The 14,660-nt window shown below is 66.8% G+C and carries 15 protein-coding genes; 7 read left to right on the top strand and 8 right to left on the bottom strand.

Going from position 1 to position 14,660, the window contains the following annotated elements; all coding sequences use genetic code 11:
* Nucleotides 1-253: 253 nt before the first annotated feature.
* From Q7T84_RS07105 to Q7T84_RS07115, 3 genes are all read right to left on the bottom strand, one after another.
* Nucleotides 254-2,374: a M3 family metallopeptidase gene (locus Q7T84_RS07105; RefSeq protein ID WP_304807139.1), complete on the bottom strand. Its 2,121-nt coding sequence runs from the start codon at nt 2,372-2,374 to the stop codon at nt 254-256.
* Between the two features lie 86 nt (nt 2,375-2,460).
* A complete protein-coding gene (locus Q7T84_RS07110; RefSeq protein WP_304807141.1) occupies nt 2,461-3,126 on the bottom strand; it encodes a TetR/AcrR family transcriptional regulator in 666 nt (221 codons plus the stop codon).
* A gap of 17 nt (nt 3,127-3,143) precedes the next feature.
* The gene (locus Q7T84_RS07115) at nt 3,144-3,407 is read right to left on the bottom strand and encodes a hypothetical protein (RefSeq protein WP_304807144.1); all 264 of its coding nucleotides are present in this window, start codon (nt 3,405-3,407) and stop codon (nt 3,144-3,146) included.
* A 213-nt stretch (nt 3,408-3,620) separates the two neighbouring features.
* Between Q7T84_RS07115 and Q7T84_RS07120 the strand changes: the two genes are divergently transcribed.
* On the top strand, nt 3,621-4,472 hold the full coding sequence (locus Q7T84_RS07120; protein WP_304807146.1) for a glutamate racemase: 852 nt from the start codon (nt 3,621-3,623) through the stop codon (nt 4,470-4,472).
* Nucleotides 4,473-4,484: 12 nt separating this feature from the next.
* A complete protein-coding gene (locus Q7T84_RS07125) occupies nt 4,485-5,006 on the top strand; it encodes an ATPase (RefSeq protein WP_304807149.1) in 522 nt (173 codons plus the stop codon).
* Between the two features lie 2 nt (nt 5,007-5,008).
* Here Q7T84_RS07125 and Q7T84_RS07130 read toward each other — a convergent pair whose 3' ends face one another.
* Nucleotides 5,009-5,701 carry a pyridoxamine 5'-phosphate oxidase family protein gene (locus Q7T84_RS07130; RefSeq protein WP_304807151.1) on the bottom strand — a complete coding sequence of 231 codons (693 nt, stop codon included), beginning with the start codon at nt 5,699-5,701 and terminating at the stop codon, nt 5,009-5,011.
* Between the two features lie 97 nt (nt 5,702-5,798).
* On the opposite strand from Q7T84_RS07130, the gene Q7T84_RS07135 reads away from it, so the two are divergent.
* Entirely contained in the window at nt 5,799-7,250 is a 1,452-nt protein-coding gene (locus Q7T84_RS07135) for a PLP-dependent aminotransferase family protein (protein ID WP_304807153.1), read from the top strand.
* On the opposite strand, the gene Q7T84_RS07140 is transcribed toward Q7T84_RS07135, so the two are convergent.
* Together Q7T84_RS07140 and Q7T84_RS07145 are read right to left on the bottom strand one after the other, a co-directional pair.
* Nucleotides 7,247-7,783 carry a carboxymuconolactone decarboxylase family protein gene (locus Q7T84_RS07140; protein ID WP_304807155.1) on the bottom strand — a complete coding sequence of 179 codons (537 nt, stop codon included), beginning with the start codon at nt 7,781-7,783 and terminating at the stop codon, nt 7,247-7,249. The two genes, Q7T84_RS07135 and Q7T84_RS07140, sit on opposite strands and share 4 nt — an antisense overlap.
* Nucleotides 7,784-7,907: 124 nt before the next feature.
* The gene (locus Q7T84_RS07145) at nt 7,908-8,462 is read right to left on the bottom strand and encodes a peroxiredoxin (RefSeq protein ID WP_304807157.1); all 555 of its coding nucleotides are present in this window, start codon (nt 8,460-8,462) and stop codon (nt 7,908-7,910) included.
* Nucleotides 8,463-8,583: 121 nt separating this feature from the next.
* Between Q7T84_RS07145 and Q7T84_RS07150 the strand changes: the two genes are divergently transcribed.
* From Q7T84_RS07150 to Q7T84_RS07160, 3 genes are all read left to right on the top strand, one after another.
* Entirely contained in the window at nt 8,584-9,483 is a 900-nt protein-coding gene (locus tag Q7T84_RS07150) for a hydrogen peroxide-inducible genes activator (protein ID WP_304807159.1), read from the top strand.
* A 336-nt stretch (nt 9,484-9,819) separates the two neighbouring features.
* A complete protein-coding gene (locus Q7T84_RS07155) occupies nt 9,820-10,380 on the top strand; it encodes a PadR family transcriptional regulator (protein ID WP_304807162.1) in 561 nt (186 codons plus the stop codon).
* Nucleotides 10,381-10,394: 14 nt separating this feature from the next.
* Nucleotides 10,395-10,682 (top strand): DUF2218 domain-containing protein, encoded by a 288-nt coding sequence (locus Q7T84_RS07160; protein ID WP_304807164.1) that lies wholly within the window; start codon nt 10,395-10,397, stop codon nt 10,680-10,682.
* 22 nt (nt 10,683-10,704) lie between these two features.
* Here the strand turns inward: Q7T84_RS07160 and Q7T84_RS07165 are convergent, their stop codons facing one another.
* Nucleotides 10,705-11,763 carry a phytase gene (locus Q7T84_RS07165; RefSeq protein ID WP_304807166.1) on the bottom strand — a complete coding sequence of 353 codons (1,059 nt, stop codon included), beginning with the start codon at nt 11,761-11,763 and terminating at the stop codon, nt 10,705-10,707.
* Nucleotides 11,764-11,902: 139 nt separating this feature from the next.
* On the opposite strand from Q7T84_RS07165, the gene Q7T84_RS07170 reads away from it, so the two are divergent.
* Complete coding sequence (locus tag Q7T84_RS07170) at nt 11,903-14,107, top strand: TonB-dependent siderophore receptor (protein ID WP_304807168.1); 2,205 nt, start codon at nt 11,903-11,905, stop codon at nt 14,105-14,107.
* Between the two features lie 99 nt (nt 14,108-14,206).
* On the opposite strand, the gene Q7T84_RS07175 is transcribed toward Q7T84_RS07170, so the two are convergent.
* Nucleotides 14,207-14,660, bottom strand: a 454-nt coding sequence (locus Q7T84_RS07175) for a prolyl oligopeptidase family serine peptidase (RefSeq protein ID WP_304807170.1), incomplete at its 5' end; no start/stop codon positions are given.

The following is a 14,660-nucleotide window of genomic DNA, read 5'->3' on the forward strand; positions in this document are numbered from 1 at the left end:
CTGTCTGCGCTGGCGATCATCCCAGCCCTGATCGGCCTGTGGATCGGCACGATCCTCCGCGGGAAGATCGGCGCCAAGACGTTCCGTATCGGCTTCCTATGCTGCCTCGGCGTGCTTGGGATCGAACTCGCCGCTCGCGCGCTGCTCGCGGCCTGAGCCGCCAAAACGGCGGCCACAGCGAGCTGTGAGCCGCCAGATCGGCGAACGAGCGGGGTGTCCAGTAAATCCGCCTCCCTAGCTAAGGGCGCGGTGGTCAGGTGGTCGGGAAGCCCTTGTCGCGAAGGTAGGCCTTCACGTCGACGTCGCGGCCCATCAGGTTGCGATAGGCGATGGCCGGGTCGATGGAGTTGCCGACGCTCATGACGTTGTCGTGCAGCTTTTGGGCCATGGCCGTGTCGTACATGCCGCCGGGGGAGGCCTTGAAGGCGTCCACCACGTCCAGGGCCAGGGTCTCCGACCACAGGTAGCTGTAATAGCCGGCCGAATAGCCGTCGGAGGCGAAGACGTGACCGAACTGCGGGGTGCGGTGGCGCATCACGACCTGAGGCGGCATGCCGAGCTTGGTCAGCTCATCGCGCTCAAAGGCGTCGGGATCGATGTCCGCGCCGCCGGCCAGGTGCAGCTTCATGTCGATCAGCGCCGAGGACAGATACTCGGTGACGTCGAAGCCTTGGCGGAAGGTCTTGGCCTTTTCCAGCTTGTCGACCAGGGCCTGCGGGATCGGCTCGCCGGTCTTATGGTGCAGGGCGAACCGCGACAGGACCTGCTTGGTCGGCAGCCAGTGCTCGTTGATCTGGCTGGGGAACTCCACATAGTCGCGGGCGACGTTGGTGCCCGACACCGTGGGATAGTTCACGTTGGAGTTCAGGCCGTGGATGGCGTGGCCGAACTCGTGGAACATGGTCTCGGCGTCGTCCCAGGAGATCAGCACCGGCTCACCGGGGGCGCCCTTCACGAAGTTCGAGTTGTTGGAGACGATCGTGGTGATCGGCTTGTCGAATTTCTGCTGGTTTCGATAGGCGTTCATCCAGGCGCCGGAGCGCTTGCCGGTCCGCGCATAGGGGTCGAAGTACCAGAGGCCGATATGCTGGCCGTCTCGTCCCTTCACTTCCCAGACGCGGATGTCGGGATGGGCGACCGGCAGGCCCGAAACCGGCACGAAGCTGAAGCCGTAGACCTGGCCCGCGGCCCAGAACATGCCCTCGCGCAGCTTCTCCATCTGCATGTACGGCTTGATCTGGTTCATATCGAGGTCGTAGCGGGCGCTGCGCACCTTCTCGGCGTAGAAGCGGTAGTCCCAAGGCTCGATCTTGACGCCCGACTTTTCCTGGTCGGCGATCGCCTGCATCTCGGCGACCTCGTCCTTCACCCTGGCGATGGCCGAGGGCCAGACCCGCATCATCAGCTCCATGGCCGCGTCGGGGGTCTTGGCCATGGCGTTGTCGAGACGCCAGTGGGCGTGGGTCGGGAAACCCAGCAGCTGGGCGCGCTCGTAGCGCAGCTTCAGGATCTTCTGGATATTGGCGTTGTTGTCCTTGGCGTCGCCGTTGTCGCCACGGCTGTAATAGGTGCGCCAGACCTTCTCGCGCAGGTCGCGGCGCTTCGAATAGGTCAGGAACGGGTCCATCGAGGACCGGGTGTTGAGGAAGGCGTACTCGCCCTTGCGGCCACGTTCCTCGGCCGCGGTCGCGGCGGCGGCGCGGACGTCGTCGGGCAGGCCGGCCAGCTCGCTCTCGGTGCGCAGATAGAGGACGTAGTCGGTCTCGTCAGCCAACAAGTTCTGGCTGAAGTTGGTGAACAGGCCAGCCAGTTCCTGGTTGATCTGGGCCACGCGGGCCTTGTCGGCGGGCGACAACTTGGCGCCGGCGCGCACGAAGCGGTTCCAATAGACCCAGGTCAGGCGCTGCTGCTCGGGCGTCAGCTTGGCGCGGTCGTTGTAGACCGCCTCGATGCGCGCGAAGAGCTTGGCGTTTTGCAGGGTTTCGTCGCTGTGGGCCGACAGCTTGGGCGACATTTCCTTTTCGATGGCCCGCATCTCCGGGGTCGAGAGCGTGCCGCTCCAGACGCCATAGAAGGTGTCGACACGGTCGAGCATGCCGCCCGAGCGTTCCAGCGCCGCGATGGTGTTGTCGAAGGTCGGCGCGGCGCGGTTGCTCGCGATCGCGTCGATCTCGGCGGTGTCTGCCTTCATCGCGGCGTTCAGGGCGGGGACGAAGTCGGCGGTCCGCACCTTGTCGAAGGCCGGCACGCCGCCATAGGGGCCGGTCCATTCCGCGGTCATCGCGGCGGCGCCGGCTTGGGCGAGCGCGCTGATGGGGAGGGTCGCGGCGGCGGCGAGTGCGCCGGATGCGGCAAGGAACGTGCGCCGTTTCATAGGGTCTCCGGGAGAGCTTGAGCGAAGTTGGCTGGACCTTAGGGTCAAGTCTTCCCGCCGTCACATGACGGGCTCGTAATGTGACGTCAGACCGCGTGTGGTGTGACCTGGTGTTGGATCTGCGCGGCGCGCAGCGCCGATTCATGGCTGATGCGTTCGGCGTCTTCCGGCGTGAGGCCGAAGGTGACCAGCAGGAGGGCGACCACGCGCTCCTTGTGGTTGGGGGTGGCGAGGCCCAGCAGGATGTCGCGCTGAACCATGCGGCTGGTTCCGAAGGTCAGGCTGCGAATGGCCAGGGGGTCGGCTTGCCGGAACTCGCCGGCGGCGACGCCGTCGCGGTACATTCGGTCGAAGCTTTCTTCCATCGCCGGGGTGCGCCCAAGCCGGGTGGCGTCCAGCCGCATCACGACCCAGCCCCAGGCCGGGTCGTTGCTGACTAGGGCGAAGTGGCTGTGAAGTCGGGTGGCGAGCCGCGAGGAGGCCGGGATGCTGGGCGGCAGATGGGCGTCGAGCACGGCCATCAGGGCGTCGGTCAGCTTGCGGCGGACCGCGCGCAGCAGGTCCTCCATCGTCGGGAAGTAATTGTAGAAGGTGCCGCGCGAGACATCGGCGGCGGCCACGAAATCCTCCACCGACGAAGCGTCGAAGCCCTTCTCGCCGATGACGACGATGGCCGCTTCCAGCAGCCGCTCGCGCGTCTGCGCCTTGCGGTTCTCAGCTGCCGCGGCCCGGGCCTCAAGATTGACCCGCATGGGACGACGGGGGGTGGTCAGGCTGCCTCGGGAAGATACTGCTTCACCGCATTGGCGGCGGCCAGCGAGAGGGGGTCGCTCTGTTGCTCCAGGATCTGGATCTCGTGTTCGAGGGCCGCGGTGATTTCGCGATGGGCCAGGGGAGACAGTTCCAGCAGCGCCTTGGTCGAGGCGCGCGCCAGCGCCAGGGCGGTGGCGAGGTCGACCTCGACCCCGATCACCCAGGTCGAGGCCGGGTCGTCGGGGGGCAGGTTGTCTAGCGCGCGGGCGGGTAGGGACATGGGTAGGGGTCTCGATCCAGGTTGGCCGATGCAGAAGTGCGCGGATGGCCTGTCGAGGGCTGTCCGCCGGGGGGTACGCGCCATACTGTGAAGCTCGGACTGACAAATATGTCAGAATGACGGGTTCGTCAATCCGAAATCTCCAAGTTCGGCGAACCATGGCCGCGACCCGGCGCATGGACGTCGATCCGCCTGGCGGGTACATCGAAGGGCATGGCTATTGGCGTTTTCGATTCCGGCGTGGGCGGCTTGTCCATCCACCGTGCGCTCGTGCAGGCGATGCCGAACGCGGACTTTGTCTATTTGGCCGACCAGGCCAACGCGCCCTACGGCGGGCGTGACGGCGAGGAGATTGTCGACCTGACCCGGCGCGGCTGCGAGACCCTGTTCGCTCAGGGCTGCGACCTGGTGGTCCTGGCTTGCAACACCGCGTCGGGCATCGCCTTGCGACGGCTGCAGCAGACCTGGCTGCCGGCCTATCGCAAGCAGATCGGCCGGCCGGTGAACATCCTGGGCATCATTGTTCCGACCATCGAGGCGGCCACCGGCGTGCCGTGGGAGCACGAGGCCGAGCGGCGCGGCGAGAAGGTTGAGAAGCTCGATATCCTGGCGGTGTTCTGCACGCCGGCCACTGCGCGCTCGCGGGTCTATGAGATCGAGATCGACAAGCGCCGGCAGGACGTGGCGGTGTTCGCCGAACCTTGCCCGCATCTGGCGTCGATGATCGAGGCTGGCGCCGGCGCGGTGGAGTTGGCCACCGCCATCCAGGCGCATGTCGCGGCGATCAGCAGCCGTATCGGCCGCGCGCCGGACCGGGCGATCCTGGGCTGCACCCATTACGAGATTGTCGCCGACATCTTCCGGGCGGCGCTCAAGCCCGGCACGCCCTTGATCCACCAGCCGGGCGCGACCGCCGCCGCCCTGGAGGCCTATCTCGCCAAGCACCCGCAATACCGTGCGGGCGAGGGCGGTGGGCGGCGGTTCTTGACCACCGGCAAGCCCGGCGCACAGCACACCTTGGTCGAGACCTTCTGGGGCGGGCCGCTGAGCTTCGAGGCGATTTAGGGAGACAGGACCATGCGGTTCTTGCTTGCCGTGATGCTGACGACGGCGCCGTTCGCCGCCCAGGCCGAGGTGACCGATCAGTCGGCCGCCGGCTTCCAGATCCGACATGTGGTCAATATCGACGCCCCGCAGGCCAAGGCGCGGGCGGCTGTCCAGGATATCGGACGCTGGTGGAGCGACGACCACACCTATTCAGGCAAGGCCGGGAACCTGTCGATCGATGCGGCGGGTTGCTTCTGCGAGACGCTGCCAGGCGGCTTCGTGCGCCATATGAGCGTGGTCTATTCAGACCCTGTCGCGCTGAAGATGTTCGGCGGACTTGGACCGCTTCAGACCACCGGCGCCGCCGGCCATCTGAGCTTCGAACTGACCAAGGCCCCCGATCCCGCCAAGACCGTCCTCACGCTCACCTATGACGTCGGCGGCTACGCCAAGGGCGGGCTGGCGCAGACCTGGGCCAAGCCGGTGGACTTCGTGCTGGGCGCGCAGGTCGCCCGCCTGAAGGTTTACGTCGAGACCGGAAAGCCTGACTGAAGTCAGAGGGCGAGGGCCGCCAGCACGTCGTCGAAGCGGGCGCCCTCGACATAGGGCGCCAGACTAGCCGAGGGTTGTAGTCCGGCGCTCATGTCGGCGTCGGCCATCCGTCGGCCGACCACCGTGGTGATCGGGATCACCCCGCTCCAGACCGCGTCTTGGGCCTCGTCGGCGCCGTGCTTCGATCCGCCGGTGCGGCGCTTGGCCGAGGCCTCTTCAATGAGCATCTCGACCAGGCCGATCTGCTTGATCTCGTTATCGTGGGCCAGCGGCAGTTCGGCTGAACGACCTGGATAGAGGCGGTCGATGAAGGCGCTCATCGCCAGCCGCTTGGCCTCCAGGCCTTCGACCTCCCGCGCGCGGCCGAACACCATGACCGAGCGATAGTTCATCGAGTGGGAGATGCCGGAACGCGCCAGCACCAGCCCATCCACATGACTGACGGTCAGGCAGACGGGCAGTCCGCCGGCCTGGGCCTTGATCATCCGGCTGGCGGCCGACCCATGCCAGTAGAGCTTGCGGCCTTCCCGCCAATAGGTGGTCGGCGTCACGAACGGCTGGCCGTCCAGCACATAGCCCACGTGACAGAGCACGCCGGCGTCGAGGATGGCGAACACCTGCGCCTCGTCATAGGCGGCCCGGTCCGGCTTGCGCCGGGCTTTCGACCGGGCGGTGGGGGTGAAGGCGTGCGTCATGGGGGTTCCTTTCGGAGACCTGCCTAACCGCCAAGCGGTCTGCCATGTAGGTCCAATCAATGTTAATATGCCGAACCACTTTTCCCGGGAGCCGCCGATGAGCTGGGCCGAGATCTATCCCTGGCGTTCGCCGCAAGCCGGCGCCCCGGTCATCCGCCAGGTCTATGACCAGGTGCGCGCGGCGATCCTGAGCGGGGCGCTGAAGCCCGGCGGGCGCCTGCCCTCCAGCCGTGATTTCGCCGCCCGGCTCGGGGTGGCGCGAGCCTCGGTGGTGGCGGCCTATGAGCAGCTGCTGGCCGAGGGTTATGCGGCCTCCCGCGGGGGTTCGGGCACCTATGTCTCGCAGGACCTCTCCGGGGTGGCTGAACTGCGGCCGGCGGTCGTGGAGCCGCGCAGCGCCCCGCCCAGCATCCCGGACCGCGTGCGCGATCTCGACGAGCTGGCGCTGCCGGCGCCCCAACCGGAAGCGCGGCTATTTTCCACCGGCCGCACCCTACTCGACGCCCGGGCGTTCGACGCCTGGTCCAGGTCCACCCGGCGGGCGCTGCGAACTCTGGGGCCGGTGCATTTCGGCTATTCCGATCCGCGCGGCGACGCCGAACTTCGCGCGGCGATCGCCGAGTATCTGCATGCGGCTAGGGGCGTGGCCTGCACCCCGGACCAAGTGATCGTCACCGCCGGCGCCCAGCATGCGGTGGATATCGCCGTGCGGGTGCTGCTGAAGCCGGGCGACGCGGTCTGGATGGAGGACCCGGGCTATCTGGCCACCCGCCACGCCCTGGTCTCGGCTGGCGCGGAGGTCAGCTATGTGCCGGTCGACCGCTCCGGCATTGTAGTCGCGCAGGGCGTCGCCGCCGCGCCGGACGCCAAGGTGGTCTGCGTGACGCCGTCGCACCAGTATCCGCTGGGGGTGACGCTTTCGATGGGGCGTCGGCTGGAACTCTTGGCATGGGCGCGGGAGACCGGCGCCTGGATCATCGAGGACGATTACGCCTCGGAGTTTCGCTACGACGGCCCGCCGCTGGCCTCGCTCCAGGGCCTCGATGGCGGCGAGCGGGTGATCTATGTTGGGACGCTGAACAAGGCGCTCTTCCCTGGCCTGCGCCTTGGCTACGCCGTCGTTCCGCCGGCCCTGGCCGGAGCCTTCGCCAATGCGCGCCAACTGATGGACCGCCAGCCGCCGACCCTGACCCAGGCCATCGTGCTGGACTTCATGGCCGAGGGGCAGTTCGCCGCCCACATCCGCCGGCGGCGGGTGGCCTACAAGGAACAGCGCGACGTGCTCGCCGCGGAGCTATCGGCGCGGCTAGGCGCGGTGATGGAGGTCGAGGTTCCGGACGGCGGCATGCACCTGACGGCCTATCTCAAGGACGGCCGCTCGGACCTGGAGGTCGAGGCTCAGGCCGCGGCGGCCGGCTTGTCGGTGCGGGCGATCAGCCGGCTCTACCGCCAGGCGACGCCCCGCTCGGGCCTGATGCTGGGCTTCACCGGCTTCCCCGCCCGCGCGATGGCGGGCGGGGTGGCGCGGCTTGCGAAGGCGTTAGTTTAGGACGCCGCGGCGGTCTCGGCCGCGATGACGCGGCTGACCGCATTGACCACGGCGCCGATGCGCAAGGCGGCCTGGATCGCGGTGTTGGGGACGCTGTGCTTCTTCAGCTCGGACTCGTGAGCGTCCAGGCACATGCCGCAGCCGTTGATGGCCGAGACGGCGGTGGACCACAGCTCGAAGTCGATCTTGTCGACGCCCGGATTGGCCAGGATGTTCATCCGCAGCTTGGCCGGCAGGGTCTTGTATTCCGGGTTCGAGAGCAGGTGCAGCGTGCGGTAATAGACGTTGTTCATGCCCATGATCGCCGCGGCGGCCTTGGCGGCGGTGGCGGCTTCGTCGGACAGGCCTGCGTCACGCGCGGCGGCGTCCACGGCCTTGATCACGGCCGGCGTGCCGATCGCATAGGCCGAGGCGACGAACGTGCCCCACTTCTGCTGGTCGGTCAGGAGGGTTTCCGAGGCCAGGCTCGACAGGTTGAGGCTCAGGTCCTTGGCATAGGCGGGCAGCGTCTCACGCAGGGCGTCGAGCGACATGGCGGACTCCTAATTCGTAAAAATGGGGGTCCGGGAGGCGCGGGGAGATCGCGCGCTCCCGGACGAGGCGACGTAGGAGCAGCTCAAGCTTAAGCGAGCTGCTCCCTAAAGGGCTGGAGGACCCTTACGCCGCCAAGGTTTCGCCGCCAACCGCACGGTTGCACGGGCACAGTTCGTCGGTCTGCAGGGCGTCGAGGACCCGCAGGGTGTCGGCCGGGTTGCGGCCCACGTTCAGGTTCGTGACGTAGACGTGCTGGACGGTGTTGTCCGGATCGACCACGAAGGTGGCGCGCAGGGCGACGCCTTCGTCTTCGTTCAGGACGCCGAGCGCACGCGCGAACTTGCCGGAGTTGTCGGCGAAGTTCCAGATGGCCAGGCTGTTGAGGTCCGGGTGCTCCCGGCGCCAGCCGAGCTTGGAGTGCTCGTTGTCGGTCGAACCGCCGAGCACGACAGCGTCACGCTCTTCGAATTGGCTGTTCAGACGCGCGAATTCCGCGATCTCGGTCGGGCAAACGAAGGTGAAGTCCTTCGGGTAGAAGAAGATAACCTTCCACTTGCCGGGGAAGGATTCGTTGTTGAGGGTCTCGAAGGCGCTTTCGCCGTTTTCCTCATGGCGGTTGAACTTCGGCTTCACGCCGACAACCTTGAACTCCGGCAGTTTTTCGCCAACGCCCAGCATGTGTCTCTCCGTATGATTTGAACTGTTCGGCCGAAGCCGTGGGAGTGAGATAGGGACCCGGCCTGCAAATAGCCAATCGATTGTTTATGGAAGTTGGATAGAATTTTCCTATGTGTAGTCCATGAACCTGCCCACCCTCCGCCAGATGCAGTACCTGAAGCTCCTCGCCGAGCACGGCTCGTTCGGCCGCGCCGCCGACGCCGCGCACGTCACCCAGCCGACGCTTTCGGCCGGGGTCCAGGAACTTGAGAAGATCCTGGGCGGTCCGGTGGTCGATCGGGCGCGTTCGGGGGTGATCCTGACCGCGATCGGCGAGGTCGCCCTCACGCGCGCGACCACCATCCTCAACGAGGCCGAGGAGATGGTGCAGTCGGCGCGCAACGCCGGCCACCCCCTGACCGGCCGGTTCCGGCTGGGCGTCATCCCCACCGTCGCGCCCTATCTGCTGCCTAAGGCGCTGCCGCTGTTGCGGACGCGGTTTCCCAAGCTGCGGCTCTACCTGCGCGAAGACCTGACCCACCGGCTGATCGCCCTCCTCAAGGCTGGCCAGTTGGACGCGGCCCTGATCGCCTTGCCCTACGACATGGCGGGCTTGGCCCACGCCCACGTCTCCGACGACGAATTGCTGGCCGCCCTGCCCAGCACCCATCCGCTGGCCCATGCGCGCGAGGCGCCGACCTCGGCCATGGAGAGTGACGATCTGATCCTGCTCGAGGATGGCCACTGCCTGCGCGACCACGCGCTGGCCGCCTGCGGCCTGCGCCCGCCCAAGGCCACGGGGGAGGAGGAAGCCTTCGCCGCGACCTCGCTGCCGACCCTGGTGCAGATGGTGGGCTCAGGGTTAGGCGTCACCTTCCTGCCTGCCATGGCCGTCGCCGCGGGCCTGGCCGACACCGCCGACATCTCGGTCATGCCGCTGCAGGCCGATCATCCCAGCCGCGAGATCGTGGTTGCCTGGCGCGCCGGCTCCAGCCGCGCGGCCGAAGGGCGCCTGCTGGCCGAGACCCTTCGCGGGGCTTGAGGCTGGCGAGCCTTCTCCTTCCCCGCCGGGGAGAGGTTGGGTGAGGGGCCTTTCGGCCCAACCGCCTTTGATGATCATTCGTCAGCAGAGCGCCGCTGCGCAGCGCCCCCTCACCTAACCTCTCCCGGGGGAGAGGAATGGGCGTGCTCACCCCCCGGTTCGTCATGGCCGGCATCTTGGGCCGGCCATCCATAGGCCCTGCGGTTGGGATTTGCCGGGGCGGCGGGCGCAAACTCTCTCAAAAACTATCTAAGATATATCTTGAATTCCGATCCGATCGCGATATATCTCGAATATCGACATATCTAAATAGGATCTAAAATGTATCGACATCACATGAAGCGGCACGAACATGAGCACCGCGCTAGAGGCGCGTTCGGCGGCTTTGGCCGCGGCGGCGAGCGCCACGGACATGGTCCGCGCGGCGGCGGCGGCCGTATCGGGCGCCTGCTCGAGCACGGCGACCTGCGCTTCGTGATCCTGGCCCTGCTGAAGGATAAGCCAGGCCACGGCTACGAACTCATCCGCGCCCTGGAAGAGCGCACCGGCGGCGCCTATCGGCCGAGCCCCGGCGTGATCTATCCGACCCTGAGCCTGCTGGAGGACGAAGGTTTCGTTCGTCAGACCGGCGCCGAGGGCGGTCGCAAGGCCTATGAGGTGACCGACGCAGGCTCCGAGGCGCTGGAACGGAACCGCCCCGCCGTCGACGCGGTTTTTGCTCGGTTGGACGAGGCGGCTCAATCCTCGCCGCGATCTTCGCCGCGCGTCGAGCGGGCCATGCAGAACCTCGGCGTGGCGCTCCGGCTGCGGCTGCAGGGTGAACGTCCGACCGACGAGCAGATCGACGCCATCGCCGCGGCGATCGACGAGGCCGCCGCCAAGATCGAACGGGTTTGAGCATGGAGACCAAGATGAAATCCAGCGCCACGATCCCCACGACTGAGGCCCAGCGCTACATGGTGCAGCTCTGCAAGCACTTCGGCCACAAGGTCCCGGCCACCTATGAAGGCCACGAGGGGCGTATCACCTTCGAAATGGGCGAGGCGTCGATGCGCGCCTCGCCCGAGACGTTGATGATCGTCAGCCAGGCCTCCGATCCCGAAGGGCTTGGCCGGCTCGAACAGGTCATGGAAAGCCACCTCAAGCGTTTCGCCTTCCGCGAGCCGGAGATGGCGGTCGATTGGCGTCGCGGGGCCTAGCTCCCACGACGCCTCCGGGCGCCTAGTTGATCGCCAGGGCCGCCTTCACGGCGCGCCAGTCGACCAGCTTGAAGTTCTGCCGCGTGCGAACGGTCGAGGCCGCCTCGCCATCGGTGTCGGCGTCGTCCTGCACCACGATCAGGCCCTCGGGGAAGGCCCCCACCGGTCCGCCCAGGGCGGCCAGGCCATCGGTCCCCGTCACCGGATCGGCGCCGGCTCCCCCCACAACCGAAAAGCGGCCCGCATAGTCGGCTTGCGGGCCATCGACCCGCCATACAGCGAAAGCGTTATCGCCTTGGCTTGAGGCCAGCAGATAGGTTTTGGCCCCCTCACGCAGCAAGGTCAGGCCCTCGACGTCCGGCTTCAGGATCTCTGACGGCGCGCCGGCCAGCAGGGTGCGGGCCGAGCCGCTCTTGGGGTCGAGACTGTAGCGCCAGATACCCTTGGCCTCCTCGGCGATGAACAGCGTCCCGGTCGCATCGTCGATCACGCAGCCCTCGGACTGCGAGCCGACCGCGAAGGTTCGGGTCAGGGTGAGGTTCGGCTTGCCGTCCGTCGCCGTGACGGAAAACTGGGCGATGTCGCCATCCTTGCCGACCATCACGGCGATGGTGTCGTCGCCCAATCGCCCCATGCAGAAGCCGTAGGGCTCGCTCACCTGAACAGGCGTCATGCCCCAGGGCGTGACGTTCAGGCTACCCGGATCAAGCAGGAAGAAGGCGATGCCCATCCGCCTGCGATCGCTGGCCCCGATCAGCACTTGCTCGCGGCCGGCCACCTTGAAGCCGTCCCGCAGATCGACATTGTTCAGCGGCCCTTCGGGCAGGAACTGACGGTCCTTGCCGTCCAGGCCGTAGACATAGAGCCCAGCCTGCTTGTCGGTGCCGAGGATGACGCCGCGCGAAGGATCGCGCGGGTCGGCCCAGATTTCCGGGTCGTCGGCGGCGTCGCGAACCTGGGTGCCGACCGCCGCCGTCTCACCGGAGGCGGGCACGGGAACGCCGGTCCCGATGGTCATTCCGGCCGAGTCCGAGACGCTTTCCGGATCGACAGACGCGCAGGCTGTCACGAGGGCGGACATTGCGGCTACTGTCGCAAAACTGATAAAAAATTGCTTAGAAACCGTCACTGGCCCCACTCCTTGCGCAAGATATATCCCCTGCGCTGCAAATCATGCTGTGCGGGGTCGGGTCAACCGTCCCGCTCGTCGGGGGACCTAGATGACGCGCTTTTCCTTGCTGGCCTGCGTGGCGGCCGCGCCGCTGCTGCTGGCCACGCCGGCGTCGGCCGATGACGCCGCCACGCCGGTCTCCGAACTGATCGTGACGGGCGAGATCGCCTTTCGAAACCGGGCGCCCGACGTCAATCCGGTGCTCTCCTACGACCTCGAATATTTCCAAAGGTTCGAACCGGTGTCGGTCGGCGAGATGCTGAAGCGCGTGCCGGGCGTGACCTTCACCTCCGACGTGCTGGAGTTCGACGGCGTGTCGATGCGCGGCCTGCCGCCCGGCTATACCCAAATTCTGATCAACGGCCGCCGCGCGCCAGGCGGCGAAGGCGACCGCAGCTTCTTCGTCGACCGCATTCCGGCCGAGTTGGTCGAACGCATCGAGATCATCCGCAGCCCTCGCGCCGACCAGCCGAGCGACGGCATGGCCGGCTCGCTGAACGTCGTGCTGAAGGAAGGCGCGACCCTCACGGGCGGCTTCGTGAAGGCCGGCGCCCTGATCAACGACGACGGCAAGATCCGGCCCTCGGCCGCCATCGCCTATGCCGGCGCCTCGGCCTCGGGCGACACCACCTATTGGGCCGGGCTGAACTATCAGGGCCGCCGCAATCCCAAGCAGAAGGTCAGCCTGCGCTACGACGGCGACTTCGGCGACTTCGACAATGTCGAGTACCAGAGCGACACCCGCGACGGCGTCGACATCTCCGGCAATGGCGAGATCACCCACCGGTTCGACGGCGGTAAGATCCGCGCCTCAGGTCTGATCGTGAACACCAAGCGTGACGAGGACGAGACCTCGCTCACCTATAACGAGCTGCCGCGCGGCGATTTCGATGAGTTCGAAATCCAGGCCGAGCGCATCAAGCAGAAGACCTACGCCCTGGATCTGGACGGCGAGTTCGACGCCGGCCCCGGCACGCTGGGGCTCGACCTCAACTGGTCGCGCTACAAGGAAGACACCAAGACCAGCGTCGATGTCGGCGAGGAGGCGGACTTCTCGGACCGCGAACTGGACGACTACGTAGACCTGGACATCAAGGACACCGAGTGGGGCGCGGGCGCCTTCTACAAGTTCACGGCTGGCGCGGCGGACCTGAAGTTCGGGGTCGATCTGCTGAAGAAGACCCGTGACGGGTCGGAGATCGGCTTCGACATCGACGACGGCGTGGTCGGCGATCCTGACCCGGCGCCGGGCGCTGTCTATAAGGTCGAGGAGCAGCGGATCGATCCGTATGTGCGGCTGACGTTCGAGCCGAACGACATGTGGACCTTCGACGCCGGCCTTCGCTACGAAACGGCCAAGCGCGACGTGACCAGCGACCTCGGTAAGGTGTCGAAGGATTCCGACGAGCTGAACCCGTCGCTGCACGCGACCTATCGGCCAACCGATGTCGACCAGTTCCGCGCTTCGGTCGCCCGCACCGTTCGCCGGCCGGACTTCGACTTGCTCGCGCCCTATCTGGCGGAGGAGGAGCCGACCGATGACGACGATCTGCGCGGCAATCCTGGCCTGGACAACGAGACGGCGTGGGGCCTGGACGTCGGCTATGAGCGCCGCCTGGGCGCTCGGGGCGTGGTCGGGATCAACTTCTTCTATCGCGACATCAAGGATCTGATCGAGCTGGTGGCCAGCAGCGAGGTGTCATCCTCGGGCCTGGGCCGGGTGTACGAGCCGCGCAATGTCGGATCGGGCAAAACCTGGGGCGTCGAACTCGATTTCTCCACGCCGCTGGATGTGGTCGGCCTGCCCAACACCGGCCTGTTCTTCAACTACACCTGGCTCGACAGTGAGGTGAAGGATCCCTTCACCGGCAAGAACCGGCCGTTCACCAACCAGCCGAGCTACGTCTACAACATCGGCTTCGTGCACACGGTCCCGACCTGGAACGCCAGCTTCGGCGCCAGCCTCTATGACCGCGACATGGGCTTCGAGACCGGGCTCGATGAGGACGTGACGGTCGACTACGATCCGGACCTGGAAGCCTTCGTCGAGAAGCGTTTCGGCGACCGCTACGTGGTGCGCCTGGCGGCGATGAACCTGCTGGATAAGGAAAAGCGCGAGACCTACCGCACCTATGACGGCGACTCGGTCGACGAAATCCTCGCCAACCGCGCGGCCGGCGACATCAACGACAGCGAACGCGAAAGCGAGCGCTCCGGCGTGCTCTACCAGGTCACCTTCCGGGCGGCGTTCTAGGCTGCTCCCCTCACCCGACCTCTCCCCGGCGTGGAGAGGAGAAGCGGTCCCTCTCCCTCGGGAGAGGCTAGGTGAGGGGGCCGCGAAGCGGCATGCGCCTCAGTCCATCAGCTTCTGGCTGAGATAGACGTAGTGCCGGGCCCAGCGCTTGGCGTTGAGCTCGGGGTCGGCGTCGTTGGCGTGCCCACCGAAGGTGTTCTCGTAATAGAGGTAAGGGTAGCCGAGCGCCTCAAGCTTGGCCGCGAACTTGCGGGCGTGGCCGGGGTGGACCCGGTCGTCGCGGGTGTTGGTGGTGACATAGGGCTCGGGGTAGGTCTGGCCGGGCTGCAGGTTCAGATAGCCATCGTACTTGGCGATGAAGGCGCGGTCTTCCGGCACGTCCGGATCGCCGTATTCACCGACCCACGACGCCCCGGCCGAGAGCTTGTGGTAGCGCAGCATGTCCACCAGCGGGCTCTCGACCACCACGGCGTTCCAAAGTTCCGGATGCTGGGTCATCGAGACGGTGGTCAGCACCCCGCCGTTCGAGCGGCCGTAGATGCCGAGCCGGCGC

This window comes from Phenylobacterium sp. (assembly GCF_030654915.1).
Classification (GTDB): Bacteria; Pseudomonadota; Alphaproteobacteria; order Caulobacterales; family Caulobacteraceae; genus Phenylobacterium.

What these genes read in the sequence shown, in the direction of transcription:
- Q7T84_RS07165 (WP_304807166.1), bottom strand. Translation starts at nt 11,763, where the DNA reads ATGTCCGCCCTCGTGACAGCCTGCGCGTCTGTCGATCCGGAAAGCGTC.
- Q7T84_RS07115 (WP_304807144.1), bottom strand. Translation starts at nt 3,407, where the DNA reads ATGTCCCTACCCGCCCGCGCGCTAGACAACCTGCCCCCCGACGACCCG.
- Q7T84_RS07110 (WP_304807141.1), bottom strand. Translation starts at nt 3,126, where the DNA reads ATGCGGGTCAATCTTGAGGCCCGGGCCGCGGCAGCTGAGAACCGCAAG.
- Q7T84_RS07135 (WP_304807153.1), top strand. Translation starts at nt 5,799, where the DNA reads ATGAGCTGGGCCGAGATCTATCCCTGGCGTTCGCCGCAAGCCGGCGCC.
- Q7T84_RS07120 (WP_304807146.1), top strand. Translation starts at nt 3,621, where the DNA reads ATGGCTATTGGCGTTTTCGATTCCGGCGTGGGCGGCTTGTCCATCCAC.
- Q7T84_RS07130 (WP_304807151.1), bottom strand. Translation starts at nt 5,701, where the DNA reads ATGACGCACGCCTTCACCCCCACCGCCCGGTCGAAAGCCCGGCGCAAG.
- Q7T84_RS07150 (WP_304807159.1), top strand. Translation starts at nt 8,584, where the DNA reads ATGAACCTGCCCACCCTCCGCCAGATGCAGTACCTGAAGCTCCTCGCC.
- Q7T84_RS07125 (WP_304807149.1), top strand. Translation starts at nt 4,485, where the DNA reads ATGCGGTTCTTGCTTGCCGTGATGCTGACGACGGCGCCGTTCGCCGCC.
- Q7T84_RS07140 (WP_304807155.1), bottom strand. Translation starts at nt 7,783, where the DNA reads ATGTCGCTCGACGCCCTGCGTGAGACGCTGCCCGCCTATGCCAAGGAC.
- Q7T84_RS07160 (WP_304807164.1), top strand. Translation starts at nt 10,395, where the DNA reads ATGAAATCCAGCGCCACGATCCCCACGACTGAGGCCCAGCGCTACATG.
- Q7T84_RS07145 (WP_304807157.1), bottom strand. Translation starts at nt 8,462, where the DNA reads ATGCTGGGCGTTGGCGAAAAACTGCCGGAGTTCAAGGTTGTCGGCGTG.
- Q7T84_RS07170 (WP_304807168.1), top strand. Translation starts at nt 11,903, where the DNA reads ATGACGCGCTTTTCCTTGCTGGCCTGCGTGGCGGCCGCGCCGCTGCTG.
- Q7T84_RS07105 (WP_304807139.1), bottom strand. Translation starts at nt 2,374, where the DNA reads ATGAAACGGCGCACGTTCCTTGCCGCATCCGGCGCACTCGCCGCCGCC.
- Q7T84_RS07155 (WP_304807162.1), top strand. Translation starts at nt 9,820, where the DNA reads ATGAAGCGGCACGAACATGAGCACCGCGCTAGAGGCGCGTTCGGCGGC.